This window comes from Arthrobacter sp. 9V (assembly GCF_902506065.1).
Classification (GTDB): domain Bacteria; phylum Actinomycetota; class Actinomycetes; order Actinomycetales; family Micrococcaceae; genus Arthrobacter.
Genome location: NZ_LR732912.1, coordinates 231,770 through 253,436, shown reverse-complemented (window position 1 = coordinate 253,436; position 21,667 = coordinate 231,770). Strand labels below are relative to the sequence as shown.

At 60.9% G+C, this 21,667-nt stretch carries 18 protein-coding genes; 10 read left to right on the top strand and 8 right to left on the bottom strand.

The window, feature by feature from the left end:
- Nucleotides 1-9 precede the first annotated feature (9 nt).
- Together BACI9J_RS01220 and BACI9J_RS01215 are read left to right on the top strand one after the other, a co-directional pair.
- The gene (locus BACI9J_RS01220; protein WP_159732571.1) at nt 10-1,155 is read left to right on the top strand and encodes an FG-GAP-like repeat-containing protein; all 1,146 of its coding nucleotides are present in this window, start codon (nt 10-12) and stop codon (nt 1,153-1,155) included.
- 575 nt (nt 1,156-1,730) lie between these two features.
- Nucleotides 1,731-2,585 (top strand): FG-GAP repeat domain-containing protein, encoded by an 855-nt coding sequence (locus BACI9J_RS01215; protein ID WP_159732568.1) that lies wholly within the window; start codon nt 1,731-1,733, stop codon nt 2,583-2,585.
- A 2-nt stretch (nt 2,586-2,587) separates the two neighbouring features.
- Here the strand turns inward: BACI9J_RS01215 and BACI9J_RS01210 are convergent, their stop codons facing one another.
- Nucleotides 2,588-3,892, bottom strand: a complete 1,305-nt coding sequence (locus tag BACI9J_RS01210; RefSeq protein WP_159732565.1) for an MFS transporter — start codon at nt 3,890-3,892, stop codon at nt 2,588-2,590.
- A gap of 157 nt (nt 3,893-4,049) precedes the next feature.
- Here BACI9J_RS01210 and rraA point away from each other — a divergent pair, with 157 nt between their 5' ends.
- From rraA to BACI9J_RS01195, 3 genes are all read left to right on the top strand, one after another.
- Nucleotides 4,050-4,523, top strand: a complete 474-nt coding sequence (rraA, locus tag BACI9J_RS01205; protein WP_159732562.1) for a ribonuclease E activity regulator RraA — start codon at nt 4,050-4,052, stop codon at nt 4,521-4,523.
- A gap of 132 nt (nt 4,524-4,655) precedes the next feature.
- A complete protein-coding gene (locus BACI9J_RS01200; RefSeq protein WP_159732559.1) occupies nt 4,656-6,308 on the top strand; it encodes an MDR family MFS transporter in 1,653 nt (550 codons plus the stop codon).
- Between the two features lie 271 nt (nt 6,309-6,579).
- The gene (locus BACI9J_RS01195) at nt 6,580-8,049 is read left to right on the top strand and encodes a sugar porter family MFS transporter (protein WP_159732556.1); all 1,470 of its coding nucleotides are present in this window, start codon (nt 6,580-6,582) and stop codon (nt 8,047-8,049) included.
- A gap of 81 nt (nt 8,050-8,130) precedes the next feature.
- Here the strand turns inward: BACI9J_RS01195 and BACI9J_RS01190 are convergent, their stop codons facing one another.
- From BACI9J_RS01190 to BACI9J_RS01180, 3 genes are all read right to left on the bottom strand, one after another.
- Nucleotides 8,131-9,369, bottom strand: a complete 1,239-nt coding sequence (locus BACI9J_RS01190) for an MFS transporter (protein WP_159732553.1) — start codon at nt 9,367-9,369, stop codon at nt 8,131-8,133.
- 31 nt (nt 9,370-9,400) lie between these two features.
- Nucleotides 9,401-9,841 carry a MarR family winged helix-turn-helix transcriptional regulator gene (locus BACI9J_RS01185; protein ID WP_159732550.1) on the bottom strand — a complete coding sequence of 147 codons (441 nt, stop codon included), beginning with the start codon at nt 9,839-9,841 and terminating at the stop codon, nt 9,401-9,403.
- Between the two features lie 105 nt (nt 9,842-9,946).
- On the bottom strand, nt 9,947-10,462 hold the full coding sequence (locus BACI9J_RS01180) for a GNAT family N-acetyltransferase (protein WP_159732547.1): 516 nt from the start codon (nt 10,460-10,462) through the stop codon (nt 9,947-9,949).
- Nucleotides 10,463-10,575: 113 nt separating this feature from the next.
- Here BACI9J_RS01180 and BACI9J_RS01175 point away from each other — a divergent pair, with 113 nt between their 5' ends.
- The 5 genes from BACI9J_RS01175 to cycA all read left to right on the top strand — a co-directional run bounded on the left by BACI9J_RS01175 (nt 10,576) and on the right by cycA (nt 14,493).
- Complete coding sequence (locus tag BACI9J_RS01175; protein WP_141283837.1) at nt 10,576-10,905, top strand: PadR family transcriptional regulator; 330 nt, start codon at nt 10,576-10,578, stop codon at nt 10,903-10,905.
- Nucleotide 10,906: 1 nt separating this feature from the next.
- A complete protein-coding gene (locus tag BACI9J_RS01170) occupies nt 10,907-11,272 on the top strand; it encodes a DUF1048 domain-containing protein (protein WP_159732544.1) in 366 nt (121 codons plus the stop codon).
- Nucleotides 11,269-12,078, top strand: coding sequence for an ABC transporter ATP-binding protein (locus tag BACI9J_RS01165; RefSeq protein ID WP_159732541.1), 810 nt, complete (start codon nt 11,269-11,271; stop codon nt 12,076-12,078). The genes BACI9J_RS01170 and BACI9J_RS01165 overlap by 4 nt, the downstream gene beginning before the upstream one ends.
- Nucleotides 12,075-12,836 (top strand): ABC transporter permease, encoded by a 762-nt coding sequence (locus tag BACI9J_RS01160; protein ID WP_159732538.1) that lies wholly within the window; start codon nt 12,075-12,077, stop codon nt 12,834-12,836. The genes BACI9J_RS01165 and BACI9J_RS01160 overlap by 4 nt, the downstream gene beginning before the upstream one ends.
- A gap of 184 nt (nt 12,837-13,020) precedes the next feature.
- Nucleotides 13,021-14,493 carry a D-serine/D-alanine/glycine transporter gene (cycA, locus tag BACI9J_RS01155; protein WP_201296473.1) on the top strand — a complete coding sequence of 491 codons (1,473 nt, stop codon included), beginning with the start codon at nt 13,021-13,023 and terminating at the stop codon, nt 14,491-14,493.
- A 96-nt stretch (nt 14,494-14,589) separates the two neighbouring features.
- Here the strand turns inward: cycA and BACI9J_RS01150 are convergent, their stop codons facing one another.
- From BACI9J_RS01150 to BACI9J_RS01135, 4 genes are all read right to left on the bottom strand, one after another.
- On the bottom strand, nt 14,590-18,549 hold the full coding sequence (locus BACI9J_RS01150) for a DUF7507 domain-containing protein (RefSeq protein WP_236558823.1): 3,960 nt from the start codon (nt 18,547-18,549) through the stop codon (nt 14,590-14,592).
- A gap of 315 nt (nt 18,550-18,864) precedes the next feature.
- On the bottom strand, nt 18,865-19,623 hold the full coding sequence (locus BACI9J_RS01145; protein WP_159732530.1) for an iron ABC transporter ATP-binding protein: 759 nt from the start codon (nt 19,621-19,623) through the stop codon (nt 18,865-18,867).
- Nucleotides 19,620-20,663, bottom strand: coding sequence for an iron chelate uptake ABC transporter family permease subunit (locus tag BACI9J_RS01140; protein ID WP_236558290.1), 1,044 nt, complete (start codon nt 20,661-20,663; stop codon nt 19,620-19,622). Before BACI9J_RS01140 ends, BACI9J_RS01145 begins: the two co-directional genes overlap by 4 nt.
- Nucleotides 20,656-21,663, bottom strand: coding sequence for an ABC transporter permease (locus BACI9J_RS01135; RefSeq protein ID WP_159732527.1), 1,008 nt, complete (start codon nt 21,661-21,663; stop codon nt 20,656-20,658). The genes BACI9J_RS01140 and BACI9J_RS01135 overlap by 8 nt, the downstream gene beginning before the upstream one ends.
- Nucleotides 21,664-21,667 lie beyond the last annotated feature (4 nt).

Below are 21,667 nucleotides of genomic sequence, written 5' to 3'. Positions count from 1 at the left end.
GAGGACACAATGTTTGCTTCATCACGCCCTACGTCCGGCGTGCGCCGGGCACTTGCCGGAATCGGGGCTGCGATCTTTGCAGCAGTAGTACTTGCTCCCGCTCCCGCCATGGCCACCATGGACCCTGAACCTCCAGTAATTACCGGTGCTCCTTTTGTCGGTTCCACGCTCACGGTCACGTGGGACTACATGGCCTACAAGGGCTGCGCTCAGGCCTCGGGCCCGGATACCCGCATCTATTGGACCCGTGATGGTGAAGTGGCAACGGATCACCCCACATGGCCCAACTATGTCCTCACTGAGGAAGACCGCGGCAAAACCATAGCAGCGCACCTGGTTGCCAACTATCCCTGTGAAGGGCTGGAAGTGGCCAGCGAAGAAACAGCGCCGATTTCTGCCTCCAACCGGCCGAACGGCTTCACGGGCCGTGGCGCATTCGAGCTCCTGGCCCGCCGTTCCGACGGCGCACTGATGATGTACCCGAGGGTTCAGAACACCTGGGAACCGGCGAAGACCGTAGGCGCAGGCTGGAACATCTTCCCCACCGTTCTTTCTCCTGGGGACTTCGACGGCGACGGCATCAACGACGTCTTGGGCAGGGACTCGGCCGGCGGCCTCTACCTTTACAGCGGCAACGGCTCAGGCGGCTGGACTGGTCCCCGAAAAGTCGGCACCGGATGGAACATCTTCACTTCACTGGTCTCCCCCGGAGACTTCAACAGCGATGGCACCAACGACGTCCTGGCCCGCGACGCCAACGGGATTCTCTACCTTTACCCCGGCGACGGGCAGGGCGGTTGGCTCCCCCGCTCCGTGGCAGGCCAAGGCTGGAACGCCCTGAACTCGATCATCACCCCCGGCGACTTCGACGGCGACACCAACGTTGACGTCCTGGCCCGCGATTCTGCCGGCTACTTGAAGCTCTACAGCGGCAACGGCGCTGGCGGCTGGAACGGCATGACCGTAGTTGGCCAAGGCTGGAACGGCATGAGCAAGATAGGCAGCGCCGGCGATATCAACGCCGACGGCAGGCTCGACGTCTTTGCCGTGGACGGCTCGGGCCAACTGCGCGCCTACTACGGCAACGGGAACGCCGGCTGGGCTGGCTCCGAGGTGGTCGGTTGGGGCTGGGGCGGGTTTACAGACCTGTTCTAGAAGTTCGTTGCGTTTTGTTGACCGTGGTTGAGAACCCCGTTCGGAGCGATCCGGACGGGGTTCCCGCAATAAACGGGTTAGCTATATACCAGCGATCCCGCAGGCGGTAGTGTCATCCCAATTGATCTCTTCGGCCAATTCTGTGCCGCCTTATTTCTCTGGGGGAATCCTTGGGCTTCAACTCTGCCCTTCGCGCGTCTCCGCGCCTTCGCAAACACCTTCTAGCCGCCGCCGTCTTATTGGCCCTGACCCTTGCACCGGCTACAGCTGCCAGCGCTTCCACGCCTGCTCGTGTCAGCGTAGGCTCACCGACTTCAGGCATTGCCAGCGGTGCTAAGCCGGAGGCTACGGTGCCGCTCCGCACTGTGTGGCTAAATGCAGTTGAGATTCAAGGAGATCCCACATTGGGGGGCCGCCTTAGGATGCTGCTTTACAGCCCTCCGGAAGTTACTCCTGCGGGAGGCCAGCCCACCTTCATTTATCAATGGACCCGAGATAACGTGGCAATCCCGGGCGCTAACCAATCCGAGTACCGTCCCGGCACAGCCGACGTGGGTCATTCCATATCAGGGTCAATGACGGTCACTTTTGATGCAACGTCCGCAGCGACCCAGACCGCGCATAACCCCGTGGTTATAGGTGCCAAGGCACGTTCTTGGGGGTTCAACGGGGATGGGACGGCTGATGTATTCGCCCGCAATGCGTATGGTCAACTGTTGCTTTACCCAACAGATGGACGCGGGCATTGGCACGCACCCCAGGTCATCGGAACGGGATGGCATATCTTCAACCTGCTGATGTCTCCCGGTGACTTCGACGGAGACGGCAATGTGGATGTCATGGCCCGAGACGGGCAGGGACGGCTATTTCTTTACTCGGGTAACGGCGCCGGCGGCTGGGTTGTCGCCAAACAGATAGGACAAGGTTGGCAGGGCTTCTACGACATCGTGGGGGCCGGCGACTTCAACGGGGATGGAACCAACGACATCATCGCCCGTGACTCCGCCCATAATATGTTCCTCTACCCTGGTGATGGACGCGGCGGATGGTTGCAGCCGACGCTCATTGGTTACGGCTGGGGGAATGCCGACCTGCTGACTACCGTGGGCCACTTTACGGGCAGTGAAAGCTTGTCCCTGATGTACAGGAATCAATACGGCGGCCTGATGATCAGCGAAGGTTCCCGCAATGGGAAAATCCTTGGAGCCATGACAACGGGCTATGGCTGGAAAGTCATGTCACGGCTCGGCGGGCTAGGAGACTTCAACGGCGACGGTGACCCGGACGTATACGGAATTGATAATTCCGGCGCCATGATCATGTACTACGGGAATGCCTCCGCCTATCAGATAAATGCGATGTTCAATGGCTACTGGAAGGGCCAGGCAACCGTTGGCAGCGGCTGGAACGTCATGAACTACGTTTTTTAGGACTAGTCCACGCTCTTGATCTTCACCACGAACACGGCGCCCAAGAGCCCAACGATTGCGGCGGCTACGTACAGCGAGACGTAGCCGCCCAGTTGCTTAACGAATACGAAGGCGATGACGGGAGCCAGCACCTGCGGCAGTGAGTTGGCGATATTGATGACCCCCAGGTCCCGCCCCCTATCCAAGGCTTTGGGAAGAACCTGGGTTATCAGCGCAAAGTCCACAGCCAAGTAGGCGCCAAACCCGATCCCGAGCACCAGGGCACCGGCAATCGCACCTACCCACGTCGGCGCAAAAGCCAGTATGAGCGAGGCTATGGCGATGACGACGGATGAAGCAATGACCAACGGCTTTCGCTTGCCCGTCCTGTCGCTCAGCCTGCCACCCAGGACACTGGTGATGATGACAGTGACGGCATAAAGACCGGTAACGACGAGGACACCGAACTCTGGATCAATACCTTCGGCCTCCTTCAAATGGACGGCGTCGGTGAGGAAATAGAGCAAGTAGATAGTGACCATGTGGTTACCCGTGCTGACCAGGAACCTGGTCAACCACGCCCAGGCGAAATCCGGGTAGCGCTTGGGTGATACCCAGAATCCCTGGAGAAATGCCACCATCTTGAATGGAGGACGCTCGCTGGGCGGCAGGGTTTGATCATCGCTTTTGAAAAGATAAAGAACGACGCCGGCCAGCAGCGCCGCTGCGCAAAACCAGTACCCTGCGGCGAAGTTTCCAGCGACGAGCGAAGCGATCAACGCACCGACGAGTATGCCCACGGTCTGCCCCATGGCCGCCAGTCCGCCCACAGTTCCACGCTGCGGCACGGGAACCCTGTCCGGAACGGCAGCAGTGATGGCGGCGTACATGGCGTTGGCTCCGGCCTGCACCAAGCACCACAGCAACGTCATCACCGCAACATTGGGGGCACCGGCCAAGGCAACAAGGGCCACCGCTCCCAGAATTGCTCCCATCAAAACCCAGGGAACCCGCCGCCCGAATCTGGACGCTGTACGGTCGCTCATCGCGCCGAACAAGGGGTTTGCCACCATGGAAACGGCCGCACCACATCCAGTTACCAGCGCAAGGATTGCTTCCTTCTGGCCGGCATCGAAATGGGCCGCCTGCTGCGCCAGGAGCACCTGGAGGGGGCCGAAGAACGCTGCGTTGATCCCCAGATTAACCAGCACCACGCCCGTGACCCAGATAGGCCGGACGCGGGCAACCGGCTCGGCCAAGGCTGTGGTGGTTCCGCCGCGGACCACAGCTGGATCCGGCACCGGGCCCGGTAGGTCGGACAAGCTCATAGCAGGTTCCCCCTCTTGCAATGTTTGGATTCAGCCTAGCGCGGCGGAACGACACTGAACCGCCGTCGGGGTTTTTATCCACATAGGCCGAAACATGTCCTGCCCTGACCCTGATGCAAGCGTTAGTGTGGCCTCAAACCGAAAGAGGAGGAGCACTGTGAGTGAGCAAGTAAATACCGCCGATCTTTACGACGAGCGCGGCGATGAACTGGAGTCCATCGCCTTACAGTTTCAAAACCTGGGCGGACAAACGCACTTCAAAGGTCCTGTCCGCACTATTCGGTGCTTCGAGGACAACGCCCTGGTGAAGACCATCCTCAATACGCCCGGCGAAGGCGCCGTTCTTGTCATCGACGGGCAGGGCTCCCTGAGGACCGCACTCATGGGCGACATGATCGCGGAAAGCGCCGTGGCGAACGGCTGGGCCGGCGTCGTCATCAACGGCGCCATTCGGGACCGCGAGGCAATCGCCCGCCTACCCCTGGGCGTCAAGGCGCTCGGCAGCAACCCGAAGAAGAGCGCCAAGACAGGTGCGGGTGAAGTGGATGTTCAGCTGGTGATCGATCACGTCCGCATCCAGCCAGGAGTAATGATCTTCTGCGACCCGGACGGGATCCTGATCGAGCGCTGACCCTTCCGGAGCTGCCGACTTAGAGGGAAAGTGGAAGAAATATTCTCTCATCGGGAATCAACCGGGGAGTAAGATAGTTACTGAAAGCAACTATCCTGCTTAATCCACTTTTCTGCCACCTCTGGAGAAGATATGTCCAAAACTGCGCCCGTACGGGCCGCCGGAGAGGTCTTGACGCATCGTCAGACACTCACCGTCATGGTGGGACTCATGCTCGGCATGTTCCTGTCCTCGCTGGATCAAACCATCGTTTCCACCTCCATTTACACCATCGCCAACGACCTCGATGGCCTGTCTCTGCAGGCGTGGGCAACCACGGCCTACCTCATCACCTCCACCGTCAGCACCCCGCTCTATGGGAAGCTCAGCGACATCTTCGGACGCCGCCCGCTCTACCTCGTGGCAATCGTGATCTTCCTTGCAGGTTCCCTGTACGCGGGATCTGTCCACTCCATGACCGAGCTGGCCATCGCCCGTGGCATCCAGGGCCTCGGCGCCGGTGGCTTGTTGGCCTTGGCGCTGACTATCATCGGCGACATCGTGGCGCTGAAGGACAGGGCAAAATACCAGGGCTACTTCATGTCCGTCTTCGGCATTTCGTCCGTTCTTGGTCCTGTGATTGGCGGCGCCTTCGCTGGCTCGGCAAACATCCTGGGCTTCGACGGCTGGCGCTGGGTGTTCTTCATCAATCTCCCCATTGGGCTCGCCGCCCTTGTGGTGGTCTTCATGTACCTGCACCTTCCGGCACGGCACGTGAAGCAAAAGATCGACTATTGGGGTGCGGCCGCCATTACCCTTGCGATTGTTCCGCTGCTGCTGGTTGCAGAACAGGGCCGCACCTGGGGTTGGGCTTCCGGCGCATCCTGGCTCTGCTACGGACTTGGCGTCATCGGCATCGTGGCCTTCCTGCTGGCCGAAAAACGCGCGGGCGACTACGCACTGATTCCACTGCGCCTTTTCAAGAACACCACTTTCGGCTTGTCGTCACTGCTGAACTTCATCATTGGCATCGGCATGTTCGGGGCGATCGCCATGCTGCCCATGTACCTGCAGCTCGTGAAGGGGCTGACGCCCACGGAGGCCGGCCTGATGATGATCACGTTTACCGTGGGCATCCTCTTCGGCTCCATCTCTGCCGGCCGGACCATCTCCTCATCAGGGGTCTACCGGATCTTCCCCATCATGGGTACAGCAGTGCTGGCTACCGCAGCCACCGTGATGGGCCTTGTCCTCGGCGTCGATACCGGGCTCTGGGTTCCCGGCCTGATTGCCGTGTTCTTCGGCGTCGGACTGGGCTTCTGCATGCAACCGCTGACACTTGCCATGCAGGTTTCGGTCCCGCCCAAGGATATGGGCGTGGGAACCTCAACAGCCGCGTTCTTCCGTTCCATGGGCGGCGCGGTGGGCACGGCCGTGTTCATCTCCATGCTCTTCAGCACGGCGGCCGACAAAATCGCCGACGGCATGAAGACTGCTGCGTCGAGCCCGGACTACCAAGCCGTCATGAAGGACCCGGCTGTGGCTTCCGATCCCGCCAATGCCAAGCTCTTCGATTTCTTCAAGAACGGCGCCAACAACGAGTCCTTGAATGACACCAGTTGGCTTCACACGGCCAACAGCACGCTTACCCGGCCCATTACGGAAGGCTTTGCCCAGGCAATCGACGTCGTCATGCTCACTGCTGCCGGCCTCATGATCATTGCCTTCCTGATCAGCTTCGCGCTACCCAACAAGAAACTGACGGACCCCCAGGCTGCAGCTAAGGAATCCGTTCCGGCGCACTGAAATACCCGTTAGGCACCAACTTAACTCAACACCGGAAACGGTAGGCAGTCCTCGGACTGCCTACCGTTTTTGTTTGCCTCAGCCAACTCCCGGTCGCCCTACAGCAGACCAACGCGTTAAAGATCTGAATACATGTAGCGCCCGTCACTTGACTGGAAGTGAGCTGATATGACGTGCCACACTGTGTAGCGCGAGTGCACCGGCGTCCCCGTCGGATAGCCGACGACGTCCTGCACTGCGCTTCCAAACCCCCATTTCCCAAGGGAGACCCATGTCCAGTTCCAGCGCCGAAGGCGCGCCCCCAGTTTCACGAAAAGTGATCGGCCTGGCCGTTGCCGGCGCTGTGGGTGGATTCCTTTTCGGCTTCGATTCCTCAGTGGTCAACGGGGCCGTGGACGCGATGGCTGACGAGTTCGTCATGAGCGAGGCGGTCACAGGCTTCGCCGTCGCCGTTGCCCTGTTGGGCTGTGCCGCCGGCGCCTACTTCGCCGGCAAGATCGCCGACCGCTACGGGCGCATCCCTGCCATGAAGATCGGTGCATTGCTCTTCTTGGTAAGCGCCATAGGAACCGGCCTCGCCTTTGGTGTGTGGGACCTGATCTTCTGGCGGCTGGTGGGTGGCCTGGGCATCGGGTTAGCCTCCGTGATTGCCCCTGCCTACATCTCCGAGATCTCCCCCCGGCATGTACGCGGCCGCTTGGCATCGCTCCAGCAGCTGGCCATCACCACCGGCATCTTTGCAGCTCTTCTCTCCGATGCGGTACTCGCCAATTCGGCCGGCGGCGCAGACGGCATGTTCTGGCTCGGCATTGAAGCATGGCGTTGGATGTTCATTGCGTGTGCCGTACCCGCGGCCGTGTATGGCTTGATCGCTTTCCGTTTGCCGGAGTCCCCACACTTCCTGGTCCTTAACGGCAAAGAAGACCAAGCCCGCAGCATCTTCACCCGGATCATCCCCGGCGACGATATTGAGCGCCACATCCGCGAGATCCGCGAATCCATCCAAGAGGAGAAGCTCTCCACCAAGAAGGGCTCCCTCCGCGGCAACAGGTTCGGCCTCCTGCCTGTGGTGTGGATCGGCATCATCCTCTCGGTCCTTCAGCAGTTCGTCGGCATCAACGTGATCTTCTATTACTCCACCACGCTGTGGAAAGCTGTCGGATTCCAGGAAAAGGACTCGCTGACGATCTCCGTAGCCACGTCCGTCACGAACATCCTGGTGACCCTTGTTGCCATCGCCTTGGTGGACCGCATTGGCCGCCGTCCCATCCTGCTCACCGGTTCCATCGGCATGGCCGCATCCCTCGGCGTCATGGCATTGGCCTTCTCCTCCGCAGTTGGCACGGGTTCTGAAATCAGCCTCCCCGGTGCGTGGGGACCGGTGGCGCTCGTCGCAGCCAACGTCTTCGTGATCAGCTTCGGTGCCTCGTGGGGCCCTCTCGTTTGGGTACTGTTGGGCGAGATCTTCCCGTCCCGCATCCGTGCCCGGGCCCTCGGACTGGCCGCGGCAGCACAGTGGATCGCGAACTTCGCCATCACGCTCAGCTTCCCCATCATGGCGGCTGGTTCCCTGCCACTGACCTACGCCATGTACGCGGCGTTCGCGGCGGCGTCGTTCTTCTTTGTCATGTTCAAGGTTCCGGAGACCAACGGCATGTCCTTGGAGCAGGCGGAAACGCTGTTCGTTCCCAGGGGCGCACCGGTGGCACCCCTGCCGGTCCCCTCGGACGAAGCAAAGTAACGCGAAGCGAAGTAGCGCACAAAAAGCCCGGCGGATTTGATCAGTTCAAATCCGCCGGGCTTTTTTGGGGTTAGGGACACGCTAAACCAGGTGCGGCTCGTGGGATTTCAAGTATCCACGTCCTCCGAAAGCAACCAGGATGGCAATCACCATGGCCGCTGCACCGGCGAAGAACGGTACCTGTGGGCCGAAGTGCTCGCCCAGCTGGGCGGCCGCGAAGGGTGCCAGCGCGCCGCCCATCCAGCGCACAAAGTTGTAACCGGCGGAGGCAACGGGTCGGGGCGAATCGGAAACGCCCATGGCCAGTTCCGTATAGACCGTGTTGTTGATGCCCAGCAGTGCACCAGCCACGATGACAAGTACGACGACGGCCGTCACCGAGTGCCCGGCGGCCAGTCCCAGACCGATCAGGTCGAGCATGAGCGCCGCGAGCGTGCCGGTGAGGACTTTGACGGCGCCGAACCGCTTCTGGAGAGCCGGTGCCACGAACACCGAGAAGACAGCCACTGCAACACCCCAGCCGAAGAACACTCCCCCAATGCCATAGGCGTCCATGCCCAGAATGAACGGCGTGAAGGCCAGAATGGTGAAGAAGCCGTAGTTGTAGAACAGCGCGCTGGCTGCAGTGGTGCGCAGGCCCTTGTGCCCCAGCGCCAGCAATGGATCCCTCAGCCGGGATTTCTTAGCCGGGGCGGGTGTTTTGGGCAGCAAGGCCAGCAACGCGATGAAGGCCGCGGCCATAAGTACTGCTGTGCCGAAGAACGGAGCCCGCCACTGCCAGCCACCCAAGAGGGCACCCAGCAAAGGGCCGAGCGAGATCCCCAGGCCCAGTGCTGCTTCGTAGAGAATGATGGCTGTGCCGGTTCCGCCGCTGGCCACACCCACGATCACTGCCAGTGCCGTGGCAACGAATAGTGCGTTGCCGAGACCCCACCCCGCCCGGAATCCCACCAGCTGTTCAACACTGCCGGACAGACCGGACAACGATGCGAACACCACGATGATCGCCAAGCCGATCAGCAGCGTCTTCTTTCCACCGATCCGGGAGGACACGAATCCACTGATCAACATGGCTATTGCGGTGACCAGGAAGTAACTGGTGAAAAGCAGCGAGACTTCACTGGTGGATGCCTCAAGATTTTTGGCAATCGCGGGAAGAATCGGGTCTACGAGTCCAATGCCCATGAACGCGAAAACGGCCGCGAGCGCAGTGGCCCACACCGCCTTGGGCTGCTTAAGGAAGGAAGCCTTCTCAGCTTCCAGGGTGGTTTCAATAGTTGTTTCGGCGCTTGCTGAAGCGTCAGCCAACTGGCGTGACATTCACGTGCTCCTTGTCGGTGCTTTTCTGCGTTTAGTTCTGGAACGAGCTGTTGAGCTTGGCGATCACGGGCAGCGCGGATGCGAGATGCTCGATTTCTTCGCTGCTGAGCTCTTGGAGCAGCTCGGCCACCATGGCATTTCGCCTCTGGTTGGCGGACTCGACGGCGGCTGTCCCTGCCTGGCTTATGACCACTCGAACGGCTCGTGAGTCGTCGGGGTCGGGCTGGCGGGTGATGAGGCTCGCCCGTTCGAGTTTGATGATTTGCTCGGTGGCGCTGGGGACTTTGATGCCCAGGTTCTTGGCAATATCGCCCACGCGGAGGCCGCCGTCGGAAATCATGGACAGCAGACTGAGCTGTGCGGCGGTGAGTTCACCCTCCGGATCGAGGCGGCGGAACATGTAGACGCCGAGCCTGAGCGACTCGCGGAATTCCTGGGCCAGGTCCAATAACCGGGGATCAAAGGTGTTCATATTTAGGTAGCCTAATAGTTAGGGTACCTAAATGTCAACGGCAATGCACCCAAGAAGGTCGCAGATCAGGTCGTTCCCAGCGCTGGGAACGACCTGAACTGCTACTCAGTTGGGTAAGAGGATTAGCTTCATGCCCTCGTGACTGGCAGCAAAGCCCAGCCGCTCGTAGAAGCGATGCGCGGCCACCCGGGACTTATCCGTAGTGAGCTGCACCAGGGAACAACCGCGATCCCGCGCCTGATCGATCGCCCACTGAATCATCAACGCCCCAACGCCCTGACCCCTCAGGGCATCCGAGACCCGAACCGCTTCAATCTGCGCGCGCCAGGACCCCTTCCGGGACAAGCCCGGGATGTAGCTGAGCTGGAAGGTGGCAACCACCTCCCCCTCCAGTTCGCCCACCACCAGAAGATGCGCCGGGTCGGCGTCGATCGCCTCAAATGCACGCTCATACGGCGCTGGATCGTCAAGATTCTCACGCCTGGCGCCCAGTTGATCATCCACAAGCAGCTCCAGGATGCGCGGAACGTCGCCCTTGCGGGCACGCCGGAGGGTGAAAGTTCCATGCTCGACGGCGGCGGTCAGCAGGGCGGGTTCGGCACTGGATTGAGTAGTCACCATCCCAGCATGCCATTCCAGCCGAAATACCTCGGAACTCAGTGTTGCTAAGTACCGGTACCTAGTTCTACTATGTAGTGGTAGCTAGTAATACTGAGTAGTGAGGGAGGTGTCCGATGGGCAAGCAGATGACGGAGATGCTCAAAGGCACATTGGAGGGCATCGTTTTGGCCCTCCTGACCGGAAAGGCAGCGTACGGATACGAGATCACCACGCTGCTCCGGGAGCAGGGATTTACCGAGATCGCTGAAGGCACCGTGTACGCGTTGCTGGTCAGGATCGAGCAAAAAGGGCTGGTGGACGTTGAAAAGCGGCCGTCCGAAAAGGGCCCGCCCCGCAAGGTGTACACGCTCAACACGCAGGGCGAAAAAGAACTGAACGAATTCTGGAACACATGGAGCTTCTTGTCCGGACGGATCGAAGAGCTCCGCAAGGAAGGAAAATAGCATGGCAGCGAAATGGATCGAACTGGTCACCGGATCACTCGAGCAGAAGAAGCAGTACAAGCAAGCGAAGGCCCGGCTTGATGCCCTGCCTGAGCCGTACCTCGCAGTGGCTACAGCCTTCAACCGCTATTTGACGTACTACGGCGGCGTCACTGACGGCGACACCATGGTGCAGATGATTTCCGATCTGGCCGACCTCTGGGAACGAGCCGCGGTGGACGGCATTCCGGTCAGCGAAATCGTGGGTGGAGATCCGATCGAGTTCGCCGAGAGCTTCGCCCAGGCCTACGGCGGAAAACGCTGGATCGACAAAGAACGCGAGCGCCTCAACAAGGCAATTGATAAAGCGAAAGAGGCGGAATCATGACCACCGCAGCAATCCGGGTAGAGGGTATTGAGAAGTCCTACAAGGACCTCCATGTACTCCGGGGTGTGGACTTTGAGGTATCACCGGGAAGTATCTTTGCTCTTCTGGGATCCAACGGTGCTGGCAAGACCACCATGGTGAAGATCCTCTCCACGCTACTGAAAGCCGATGCCGGCTCGGCCGCCGTCGAAGGCTTTGATGTGGCCACTGAGTCGCTCCAGGTGAGGCAGTCCATTAGCTTGACCGGGCAGTTCGCGGCAGTGGACGAGGTTCTCTCCGGCAAAGAGAACCTGGTTTTGGTGGCGAAGCTGCGTCACTTGAAGAATCCGGGTCAGATTGCGGACCACCTGCTGGCGCAGTTCAGCCTTACCGAGGCCGGGTCCCGCAAAGTGGCGGGCTATTCGGGCGGCATGCGCAGGCGTCTGGACATCGCGATGAGTTTGATCGGCAACCCCGAGGTGATTTTCCTGGACGAACCCACTACGGGCCTTGATCCCGAGGCTCGCCTGGAGGTGTGGCATATCGTCAAGAACCTTGCCAAGCGAGGGACCACCGTCCTGCTCACCACGCAGTATCTCGATGAAGCTGAACAACTCGCAGACCGAATCGCCATCCTGCATGAGGGACGCATCATCGCCAACGGCACCCTTGCCGAGCTCAAGCAATTGCTCCCACCGGCCAAGATCGAGTACGTCGAAAAGCAGCCGAGCCTGGAGGACATCTTCCTGGCTCTGGTGGGCAGCGGCGCCCAAGCGGGTAACAACCCTGTGGCCAGCAACAACGAGTCGGTAAAGGACAGGTCATGAGCACCCATTTCTTCGCAGACACCTCGGTCCTGCTGGGCCGCTCCATGCGGCACATCTTCCGCAGCGTTGACACCATCATCACCACGGCGATCACGCCGGTCGCCCTCATGCTGCTGTTCGTCTACGTCTTCGGCGGTGCCATCAGGACCGACACCGAGAACTACGTCAACTACCTGCTCCCGGGCATCATGCTGATCGCCATTGCGTCCGGGATCGCCTACACAGCAGTCCGGTTGTTCACGGACATGCAAAGCGGTATCTTTGAGCGGTTCCAGTCCATGCCGATTGCACGCTCGTCAGTTCTCTGGGCGCATGTCCTGACGTCGTTGGTGGCCAACGGACTCTCGCTGGTGATCATCGTGCTGGTGGCGCTCCTCATGGGATTCCGCAGTTCGGCCAACGTGCTGGACTGGTTGGCCGTGGCGGGCATCCTGGCACTCTTCACTCTGGCCCTGACCTGGATAGCGATTATCGCGGGCCTCTCAGCGAAGTCCGTTGACGGCGCAGGCGGTTTCTCCTATCCGCTGATCTTCCTGCCGTTTATCAGCTCGGCCTTCGTCCCCACGGAAACCATGCCCGGTCCGGTCCGGTGGTTCGCCGAAAACCAGCCTGTGACATCCATAGTGAACACCATTCAGGATCTGTTCGCCCAGCGTCCGGTGGGCGGCGACATCTGGGTAGCCCTGGCCTGGTGCCTGGGGATCCTCGTTGTCTCCTACGCCTTCGCCACGGCCGCCTACAAGCGTCAGATCGCCTAGGTATCACTGAGGTACTGCCGCTATGCCGCCAGGCAGAACAAGGGCTGAAGCTCCTCTTTCCACAGGAGGGGCTTTCGCCATGCAGACCGATTGGCCATCGGCCAGACATTAGCTATAGCTTTATCGAACACATTTGTAACGGCCGTCACTATTGTGGCGGGTCCTTCGAAGGGTTCTTGATCTAATGTCCGACCAGACAACACCGGAGTTACTCCGCGCCTCCAGCAGGGACAGCGAGCCCCACCTGTCACGCTCGCTCAGCAACCGCCACATCCAGCTCCTCGCCATCGGCGGCGCAATCGGAACCGGCCTCTTCATGGGCTCCGGCAAAACCATCTCCGTAGCCGGACCCTCCGTGATCTTCGTGTACATGATCATCGGCTTCATGCTGTTCTTCGTCATGCGTGCCATGGGCCAGCTGCTGCTTTCCAACCTGAACTACAAGTCCTTCAGCGATTTCGCGGGCGACCTCCTCGGGCCGTGGGCAGGCTTCTTCACCGGCTGGACATACTGGTTCTGCTGGGTAGTCACCGGCGTTGCAGACGTCATCGCCATTGCGGGCTACGCCGACGAACTCTGGCCGGGAATCCAGCTCTGGATCCCGGGTCTGGCCACCATCATCATCCTGCTCCTCCTGAACCTGCCAACTGTGAAGGCCTTCGGTGAGACAGAGTTCTGGTTCGCGCTCATCAAAATCGTTGCCATCGTGGCCCTGATCGTCGTGGGCTTGGTGATGATCTTCACCGGCTTCCAATCCAACGCGGGAACGGCGAGCTTCACCAACCTTTGGAGCCACGGCGGCTTCTTCCCCAAGGAATTCATGGGCTTCGTGGCAGGCTTCCAGATCGCCGTGTTCGCGTTCGTGGGCATCGAGTTGGTGGGTACGGCCGCCGCCGAAACCAAGAACCCGGAACACAACCTCCCCCGCGCCATCAACGCAATCCCCCTTCGCGTCATGCTCTTCTACGTGGGCGCACTCATCATCCTCATGTCCGTCACCCCGTGGACCGAGTTCAAAGCCGGCCAGAGCCCGTTCATTGCCATGTTCTCCCTGGCAGGCTTGGGAATGGCGGCTACCGTGGTCAACCTCGTGGTCCTCACCTCGGCCATGTCCTCTGCCAACTCGGGCATCTACTCAACGTCCCGCATGGTCTACGGCCTGGCCAACGACGGCGACGCACCCAAACTCTTCGGCCGCCTCTCCAGCCGCAAAGTACCCCAAAACGCACTGTTCCTGTCCTGCGTCCTCTTGCTGGCCGGCGTCGCACTTTTGTACGCCGGCAAGGACGTTGGCGTGGCCTTCGACATGGTAACCACCGTGTCTGCGGTCTGCTTCATGTTCGTCTGGTCCATCATCCTGGCCAGCTACCTCGTGTACCGCAAACGCCGCCCCGAACAGCACGCTGCCTCTCCGTTCAAGATGCCCGGCGGCATCCCCATGGTGTGGGTGGTGTTCGCGTTCTTCGCATTCCTGGTCTGGGCCCTGACCACCCAGCCGGACACGCTCACCGCCCTGCTGGTGACACCCATCTGGTTCGCCATCCTCGGTGTGGCTTACGCGATTGTCCGGAGGTCGCCCCTGCATCAGGCCCGCGTGGCCGAATGGAAGGCGATGGCCGAAACCGAAACCACAGCAGCAACCGCAACAACGCGCTAAGGCCTCAACGCCCAGAAACCACGACGTCGGCACCCAGGCTTGGGTGCCGACGTCGCTGTTTTAATTCACCTCCGGCCAGGCGCTAGGCGGCCTGCGTTAGGCGGCCCTGCGCCGACGGCTGGCAACCAGTGCCAAGCCTCCGGCAATCAAAAGCACTACCGCCGCAGACAGTCCCACCATGACGCCGGAGGCACCGGTGTCAGGCAGGTTCCCGGTGGCTGCAGCGGGAGCCGTGGGGCTCGTCGTTGCGGGAGCCGTGGGACTCGTCGGGGTGGGAGCAGCGGGACTCGTCGCGGTGGGAGCAGCGGAAGCCGTGGGAGCGGCGGGAGCCGTGGGGCTCGTCGTTGCGGGAGGATCTGTGACCGTGCTGACGGGAGGAACAACCACCACTGGCTTCACAATCACCTCACCCGTGTCGCTCCCTGTAACCTCGTCTCCACCCGGCGCCGTCGCAGACGCAGACACTACGTTGATGTAGGACTCCATGACATTGGTCTGGGCGACGACACGGCTGGCCGCCTGGCCGGGTGCCAGTGTGGCAACCGGCTCGATGGCCCCGAGGGCGGGGTCGTCGAATCGGACGTCCTTGAGCACAGTATTGCCGGTGTTGGTGACAGTGAACTGCCAGTACACCGTCTGAGCTGCATCAATGGTGACAACCTCGCTCCACGGACCTTCTTGGTGAGCGGAGACCAGCTTGTCCACCTTCAGCCCGGGCACGGCACCGAAGTAGTACGAATCATCAGCGGCACTCAGATCCGAACCACCCAGGGGGTTGGCAGCGGACGCCGTCACAGTGTTCTTGTACTGACCCTTGACGGCCTTGCCCTGTGCAGTCAGCTCAACAGAGGCACCGGGCGCCAATGATGGAACCGTTCCGGAGAACACTTCATTGCCGGCACTGTCCTTATCCACAACCAGGACATCCTTGAGAACAACGTCGCCGGTGTTCCTCACGGTGTAGGACCATTTGACCTCACTGCCCGGGACCACCTGCGGCCCCGGAGCAGCCTCAACATCCTCACCATTGGTTGTCTTAACAACGGACAACCCGGCGTCTCCGCCCACGTACCAGGACTCAGCGTTGACTGGCGCGGGCTGCTGAGCCAAAGGGGTGCCTTCTGCATCCGTAGCCGTAGCCGTAGCTGTGGCCGTGTTGTGGTACTGACCAGTCACTGCGGCATCATGAGCAGTAAAGACCCGCGTGGCGCCGGGAGCTAGCGCGCCTGTCTCACTGGAGGTGGGACCAAGGGTGCCCGTGCTGCCATCCCCTGCGGAGAAAGCATCTGAAACTGCCACGTTTGAGAGCGGTGTGTTGCCCGTGTTGGTTACCTCGTAGGTCCATGTCACATCAGAGCCGTTGGCAACCATTGCACCGGGCGCCGACGAGTAGACGGTTCCGTTGGTCTTCTTCACGATATTCAGGGCAGGAGAACCGGCTACATTCACAGCCGCCTCATTCGTGGCGAACTGTACCGCTTCCCCGTTATAGGTTCCTGTAGCCACCAGTACGTTGGTTGCTTTCGCTCCAAAACCAGGATTACCCGCCACCTTGGTGGGAACCACCAAGGTGAAGTCGTCCCCGGTTGCCAGAACGTCAACGAACATCCGGAACGCCGTGGCGTTGACCGGGTCAGTGCTCCAGCTACCGGAGGTGGCGTTCGTGGCGTCGGCGGAGTATTCGATCTTTGCCCCCGCCGGTGCTCCCGTTACGGCACCCGAAAGGACGACGTCGAAATCGTCTCCTGTTGCCGCGGACGGCAGACGGTCAAAGAGGGTGGCGCCGGTTACCGGGTTGGGCAAAACGTTGCTGACGTACACCTGCCAGAACGCGGCCTTGTCCACAGTGGTGGCCAGCGACCACGGACCTGTTGCCGAGGTACCGGACAATTTATCAAGCAGCAAACCGCCGGCGATGTTGATCGAGGCCTGGTCGGTAGCCTTGGCAATACTTGTCCGTGCAGCATCGAAATTGTAAACGTCATCGCTGAAGAAGGGCGCGTAGCCAATCATCGGCACCGTTTCCCCGGCTGTGCCACCATCAGCAAGTCCGATGAAGCGGGGGTCTGCTGAGGACGCATACGATTCGACCTGAACCGAGGAGGCAGTGGGCTGATAGGCCTTGGCCAGGACGGTGACGGGGACGTCGTACTGCCACCCGGTGTTCTCCACCTTGCGGTCAGAAGCTTCCTTCGGGTCCCGCATAGGGCTGATCTGATCGAAGGTGAAGGTTATGACTTGCAGCTCGCAACCATCGGCATCAGTGACCCGCGAGGTGGAGTTCACGCTCACGCCTTTGCCGATGGTTGGGATCGGCTCCACTCCCACGGAGAGGTCGGTGACCGGCGTGATGGTCTTTGTGGGGTCGTACTGGACGCCACAGGGAAGCACCACGGACATCTCAGCGTCCTTGTAGGTTTCCGAAGGGTTTTGGTTGACGATGCCGGCCCTGATGGTGCCGTTGTCACCCACGCTCAGGACCGAGGGGGCCGAGACGTTGGTGGTCAGGTAAACAGAATCGACGGGGGTGAAGACGTCGGATGCCTCACCCGTGAGGCTGCCCGCCTTGAGAGTGGCTGTGTTGTTCACCGGTCCCGGCGGGACACCTGCAGGGCTGTTCGCTGCGACCACACCTTCGGTGATGTCACGGAAGACCGGCACGCTCCCCACAGTGGTCCGCACTTCCGAGCCAACGGGCACGTCCTCATTGCCAGGTGCAACGGAGATGCGCCACCCGGTCAGGACGGTGCCCGGGGACAGGTTGAGCGTGTTGTTCCCGTTGAAGGACTCCCAGCTACTTGAACCGGTGTTCTGGACGGTCAGGGATAAATTGACGCTGGTGCTGGGCTTGGCGGGCGTGAAAGTCTGCCATGCGTCTGAGTAATCAGTCTGATATTCAAGGGTGTAGGGAAGATCCTCCGTAGCCAGCACCGGGCTGAAGGCCACGTTGATAGCAGTGACGTCGTTGTGGTGAAACCACTTCTCCGAGGGGCTGCCAGCCGTGCCGCTATCAGTGACAACCAGGTCCTCGGCCCTTGGACTGTTCCGTGGACCGAGGTAGGAGGCATTGACATACGTGTTCCTGGAGATCATGCCAGCGGAGGTCTGGCCTCCTGAAGATTTCTCAATGGCCGTTGTTACGCCACCGGCAGGGCTGAAGACAGGACCCTGGGATGCAGCGGGCGTGCCCGCCCTGACTACGCCGTTTGCGTCCGTGGTCTCCAGCGTCACAGTGTTGACCGGAGGTCGCTGGCCGTCTTCCCAGCCTGCAACGTCATCCGGGTACCGGACGGTCAGCCAAATGCCGGTGTTGCTTCGGTCCAGGCAATATCCCGTGTGATCATAACGTTCGTCATTGGTCCACGTGGCTGTGGGCCAAGCGCTGGTGTCCCATGCGCCCAGGCCCCCGGAGGCGGAGGCGAACTCTGCACCGGCGGGGAAAACGTCAGTGAGTTTCTGCTCGTAGGCGGAGAAACTCAGATAGCTTTCCTCCGAACACACGTTGAACCGGTAGGTCACCTCGCGATGGGTGGAGCCTGTAATGGTGGTGGCGGTCTTTTCCGCCCGATAGTCGTGGGGACCGGTGACTTTTGACGTGACAGGTCCGGATGTCACTTCTCCACTGGGGCCGCCTGTACCGGTCATCTCAGTGTTCAGCGGAAAGCCCTCGTATTTGAGCTCATTTTCCACCTGGGACACCGTGTACACGACGCTGACAAGGTCCTCCGTGGTTTCGCCGAGGACCATGCTCAGTACCCGGGTAGCGGGATCGTAGCTGTGGCTCAATACCGGTGAAGAGCCGCCCGTGGGCAGGCCCGCGAAGGTAGTACCCTCCGGAAGTGTTGTGGTCATTGCTACACCGCTGGCCGGATGGGACGAATCAACGCCGCTGAAATCAACGGTGGCGGTGTAGTTGTAGTTCTGGCTCAAGGGCACCGTTTCCGGGGCGGAGAGCGAGATGGTGAAGTCCCCGGCGGCTGCCATGGCCGGTGAGACGCCCAGCATCAGCGAACCCGCACTGACCGCTATGGCCAGGGCTGCCGCCGGAATCTGCATCACAGAACGTCTCCGTGACGGGGGTATCCGAGGTTTGGCTGTGGAACCCCTCCTCGAATCCGGCGATTTTTCACGCCGGCCGAAACGGCCCCATGACTGCAATGCTGACATCAAAGCTCCCTTACTAAGTCCCGGGCCGCACCGTCCGGGAGTGCACAGCAGGAGCGCACGGCACAAGACGGGGCAGTTCAGGAGTGGGAAAGTGAGCGTCCGCTCTCTTTCTCCTAAGTAGTGAGAGATGTCCTGCAAACGTGACGGGAGAGTTTTCAGGCCAAGGCCATATGTTGATAACCCGGGGAGAAAAACCAAACCTTGTCAGGCGAAATAGACACCGATACGGTTGCCGTCGATTTCTTCGATGCGGATATCAATGTCGTAAACGTCGTACAGCATTCCGGCCCGCATGATCTCAGAGGGCGTGCCCTGATGGATGAGGCGGCCGTTTTTCATGGCCAGGATGGTGTCCGAGTAGCAGGATGCAAAGTTGATGTCGTGGACCACCAACACAATGGTCTTGCCGAGCTCATCAGCCAAGCGCCGCAACAGCCGCATCATTTCCACGGAGTGCTTCATGTCCAGGTTGTTGAGCGGCTCGTCAAGCAGCAGGTATTCGGTGTCCTGTGCCAGGACCATCGCTATGTAGGCACGCTGACGCTGGCCACCGGAGAGCTCATCCACGAACTTGTCCGCCATGGACGTCAGGTCCAACTGGCGGATGGCTTCGTCTACGTGCTCAAGATCCTCTACTGTTGGCCGGCCCCCACTGTGCGGGAAGCGCCCGAACGCCACAAGATCCCGCACGGTCAACCGCATGGTGAGGTGGTTTTCCTGGCGGAGGATGGCCATGGTCCTGGCCAGTTCCTTGCTGGGCGTCGCCGTGACATCCAACCCTGCCACGGAAACTCCGCCTGCATCCATCGGCTGCAGACGGCTGATCAGGGAGAGCAGCGTGGACTTGCCTGCGCCGTTGGGACCGATGATGGAGGTGATGCCACCACGCGGGATCTCGCACGTCACGTCGTCCAGCACGGTGGTGCTGCCGTAGCGCTTTGTCACGTTTCGGACGGTGATCATTTCAGTGAGCCTTTCAGCAGCAGGTAGAGGAACAGGATGCCGCCGGTGAATTCAATGATCACGCTCAGGGCAGTGGCGAACCCGAACACGCGTTCCAGCAGCAACTGGCCGCCCACCAGCGCGATTGCACCGATCAGCACCACGATCGGCAGCAGCCATGCATGCCGGAAACCGCGGCAGATCTGGTAACCAAGGCTGACCACCAGCAGCCCGAAGAACGTCACAGGACCCACCAACGCCGTGGAAATTGCCACCAGCAGCGAGCACGCCAGCAGCACCCGCATCACCACGCGCTTGTGGTCCACACCCACATTGATGGCCACTTCGCGGCCCAGCGCCAGCACGTCCAAGGTATGCCGCATGCGCCAGACACCAAAGCAAACCAGGACGATCAGCACAGCGGAAACGCCCAACAGCCCTGGATCCACATTGTTGAAGCTGGCGAAGAACAAGTCCTGCAGGATAATGAATTCGCTGGGTTCCATGAGCCGCTGAAGCAGCGAAGAGAAGCCGCGGAACAGGGTCCCCAGCACGATTCCCACGAGCAACAGCAAGTGCAGCGATCGCGTGGCACCGGTGAACATCCAGCGGTACAGGATTGCGCTGAATCCCACCATCAGCAGGATCTCCACGCCGAACTTGAGCGTTGACGGGGCGGTGGCCAGGGTGGCGGCACCGGCCATGAACGCCAATGCGGTTTGTACCAGGATGTACAGCGAATCGAACCCCATGATGGACGGGGTCAGTATCCGGTTGGCCGTCACGGTCTGGAACAACAGCGTGGAAACGCCCACCGCCACAGCAACCAGCAGCATCGCGGAGACTTTGACGGCCCGGCGTGGCAGCACGTAGGCGATGTTTCCCTTGAGATCGATCGTCAGAAAAACGGCAACAAGCACGACGGCGGCAATCGCCAGGACGGCAATCACCAGTCCCGGCGGGGTGCTGCGGATGGCGGCACGGCAGCCAGTAAGGGTGCGCAGGCGCGTGCGGGTGGAAACGGCAGGGTCGGGTGCCATGGACACGGGAGTTTCAGGCATTGCGTTTCCTCAAAAGCAGGAAGAGGAACAGGATGGCACCCAGGACGGACATGACCATCCCCACCGGCACCTCGTAGGGGAACCGGATGGTCCGGCCGATGATGTCGCAGACCAGCACGAAAGCCGCCCCGAAGAGCGCAGTCCACGGCACGGCCCGGCGGAGGTTGTCGCCGAAGAGCAGGGAAACAATGTTGGGGACCACCAGGCCGAGGAAAGGCACGGCCCCAACGGTGGTGACAACGACGGCTGAGATCAGGGAGACGATCATCAGGCCGAGCCGCATGGTGCGCGCGTAGTTCAGGCCGAGGTTGGTGGTGAAGTCCTGTCCCATGCCGGCAACTGTGAAGCGGTCAGCGGCAAAGAGGCCCACCAGCACCAGGACAGCCACGATCCACAGCAATTCATACCGGCCACGGAGCACGCCGGAGAAGTCACCAATCATCCAGTTGCTGAGGGTTTGGAGGAGGTCGAACCGGTAGGCGAAGAACGTGGTGACGGCCGCAATGATGCCACCCAGCATGATGCCCACCAGGGGAATCAGCAGGGTGTTGCGGGCCGGAAGCCTGCGGAGGATCGCCAGGAAGAGGGCCGTGCCCAGTACAGCGAACACGGAAGCCACGATCATCTTGGTGAGAATCGGCGAGTCCGGAGCCACCACGGTGACCACCAGGATGCCGAGCGTGGCCGACTCCACCGTGCCCACAGTGGATGGCTCAACAAAGCGGTTGCGGGCCATGAGCTGCATGATCAATCCGGCAACGGCGACGGCCATCCCGGCCAGCACCACAGCCAAGGTGCGCGGCACCCGGGAGACCCAGAAGATTTCCCAGGCGCCGGCGTCGTTCGCCAGCAGGGCGGGCAGCGAAACATCGCTGACGCCCACGAAGATGCTGCCCACTGCGATCACCAGCACAACCGCGGCAGCCGCAACCAGACGGGCGGTTTCGCCGGTCCGGTTGCGGCTTGCTGCTGCCGTGGGGCGCACGGCTGTAGTTGTCACGTCA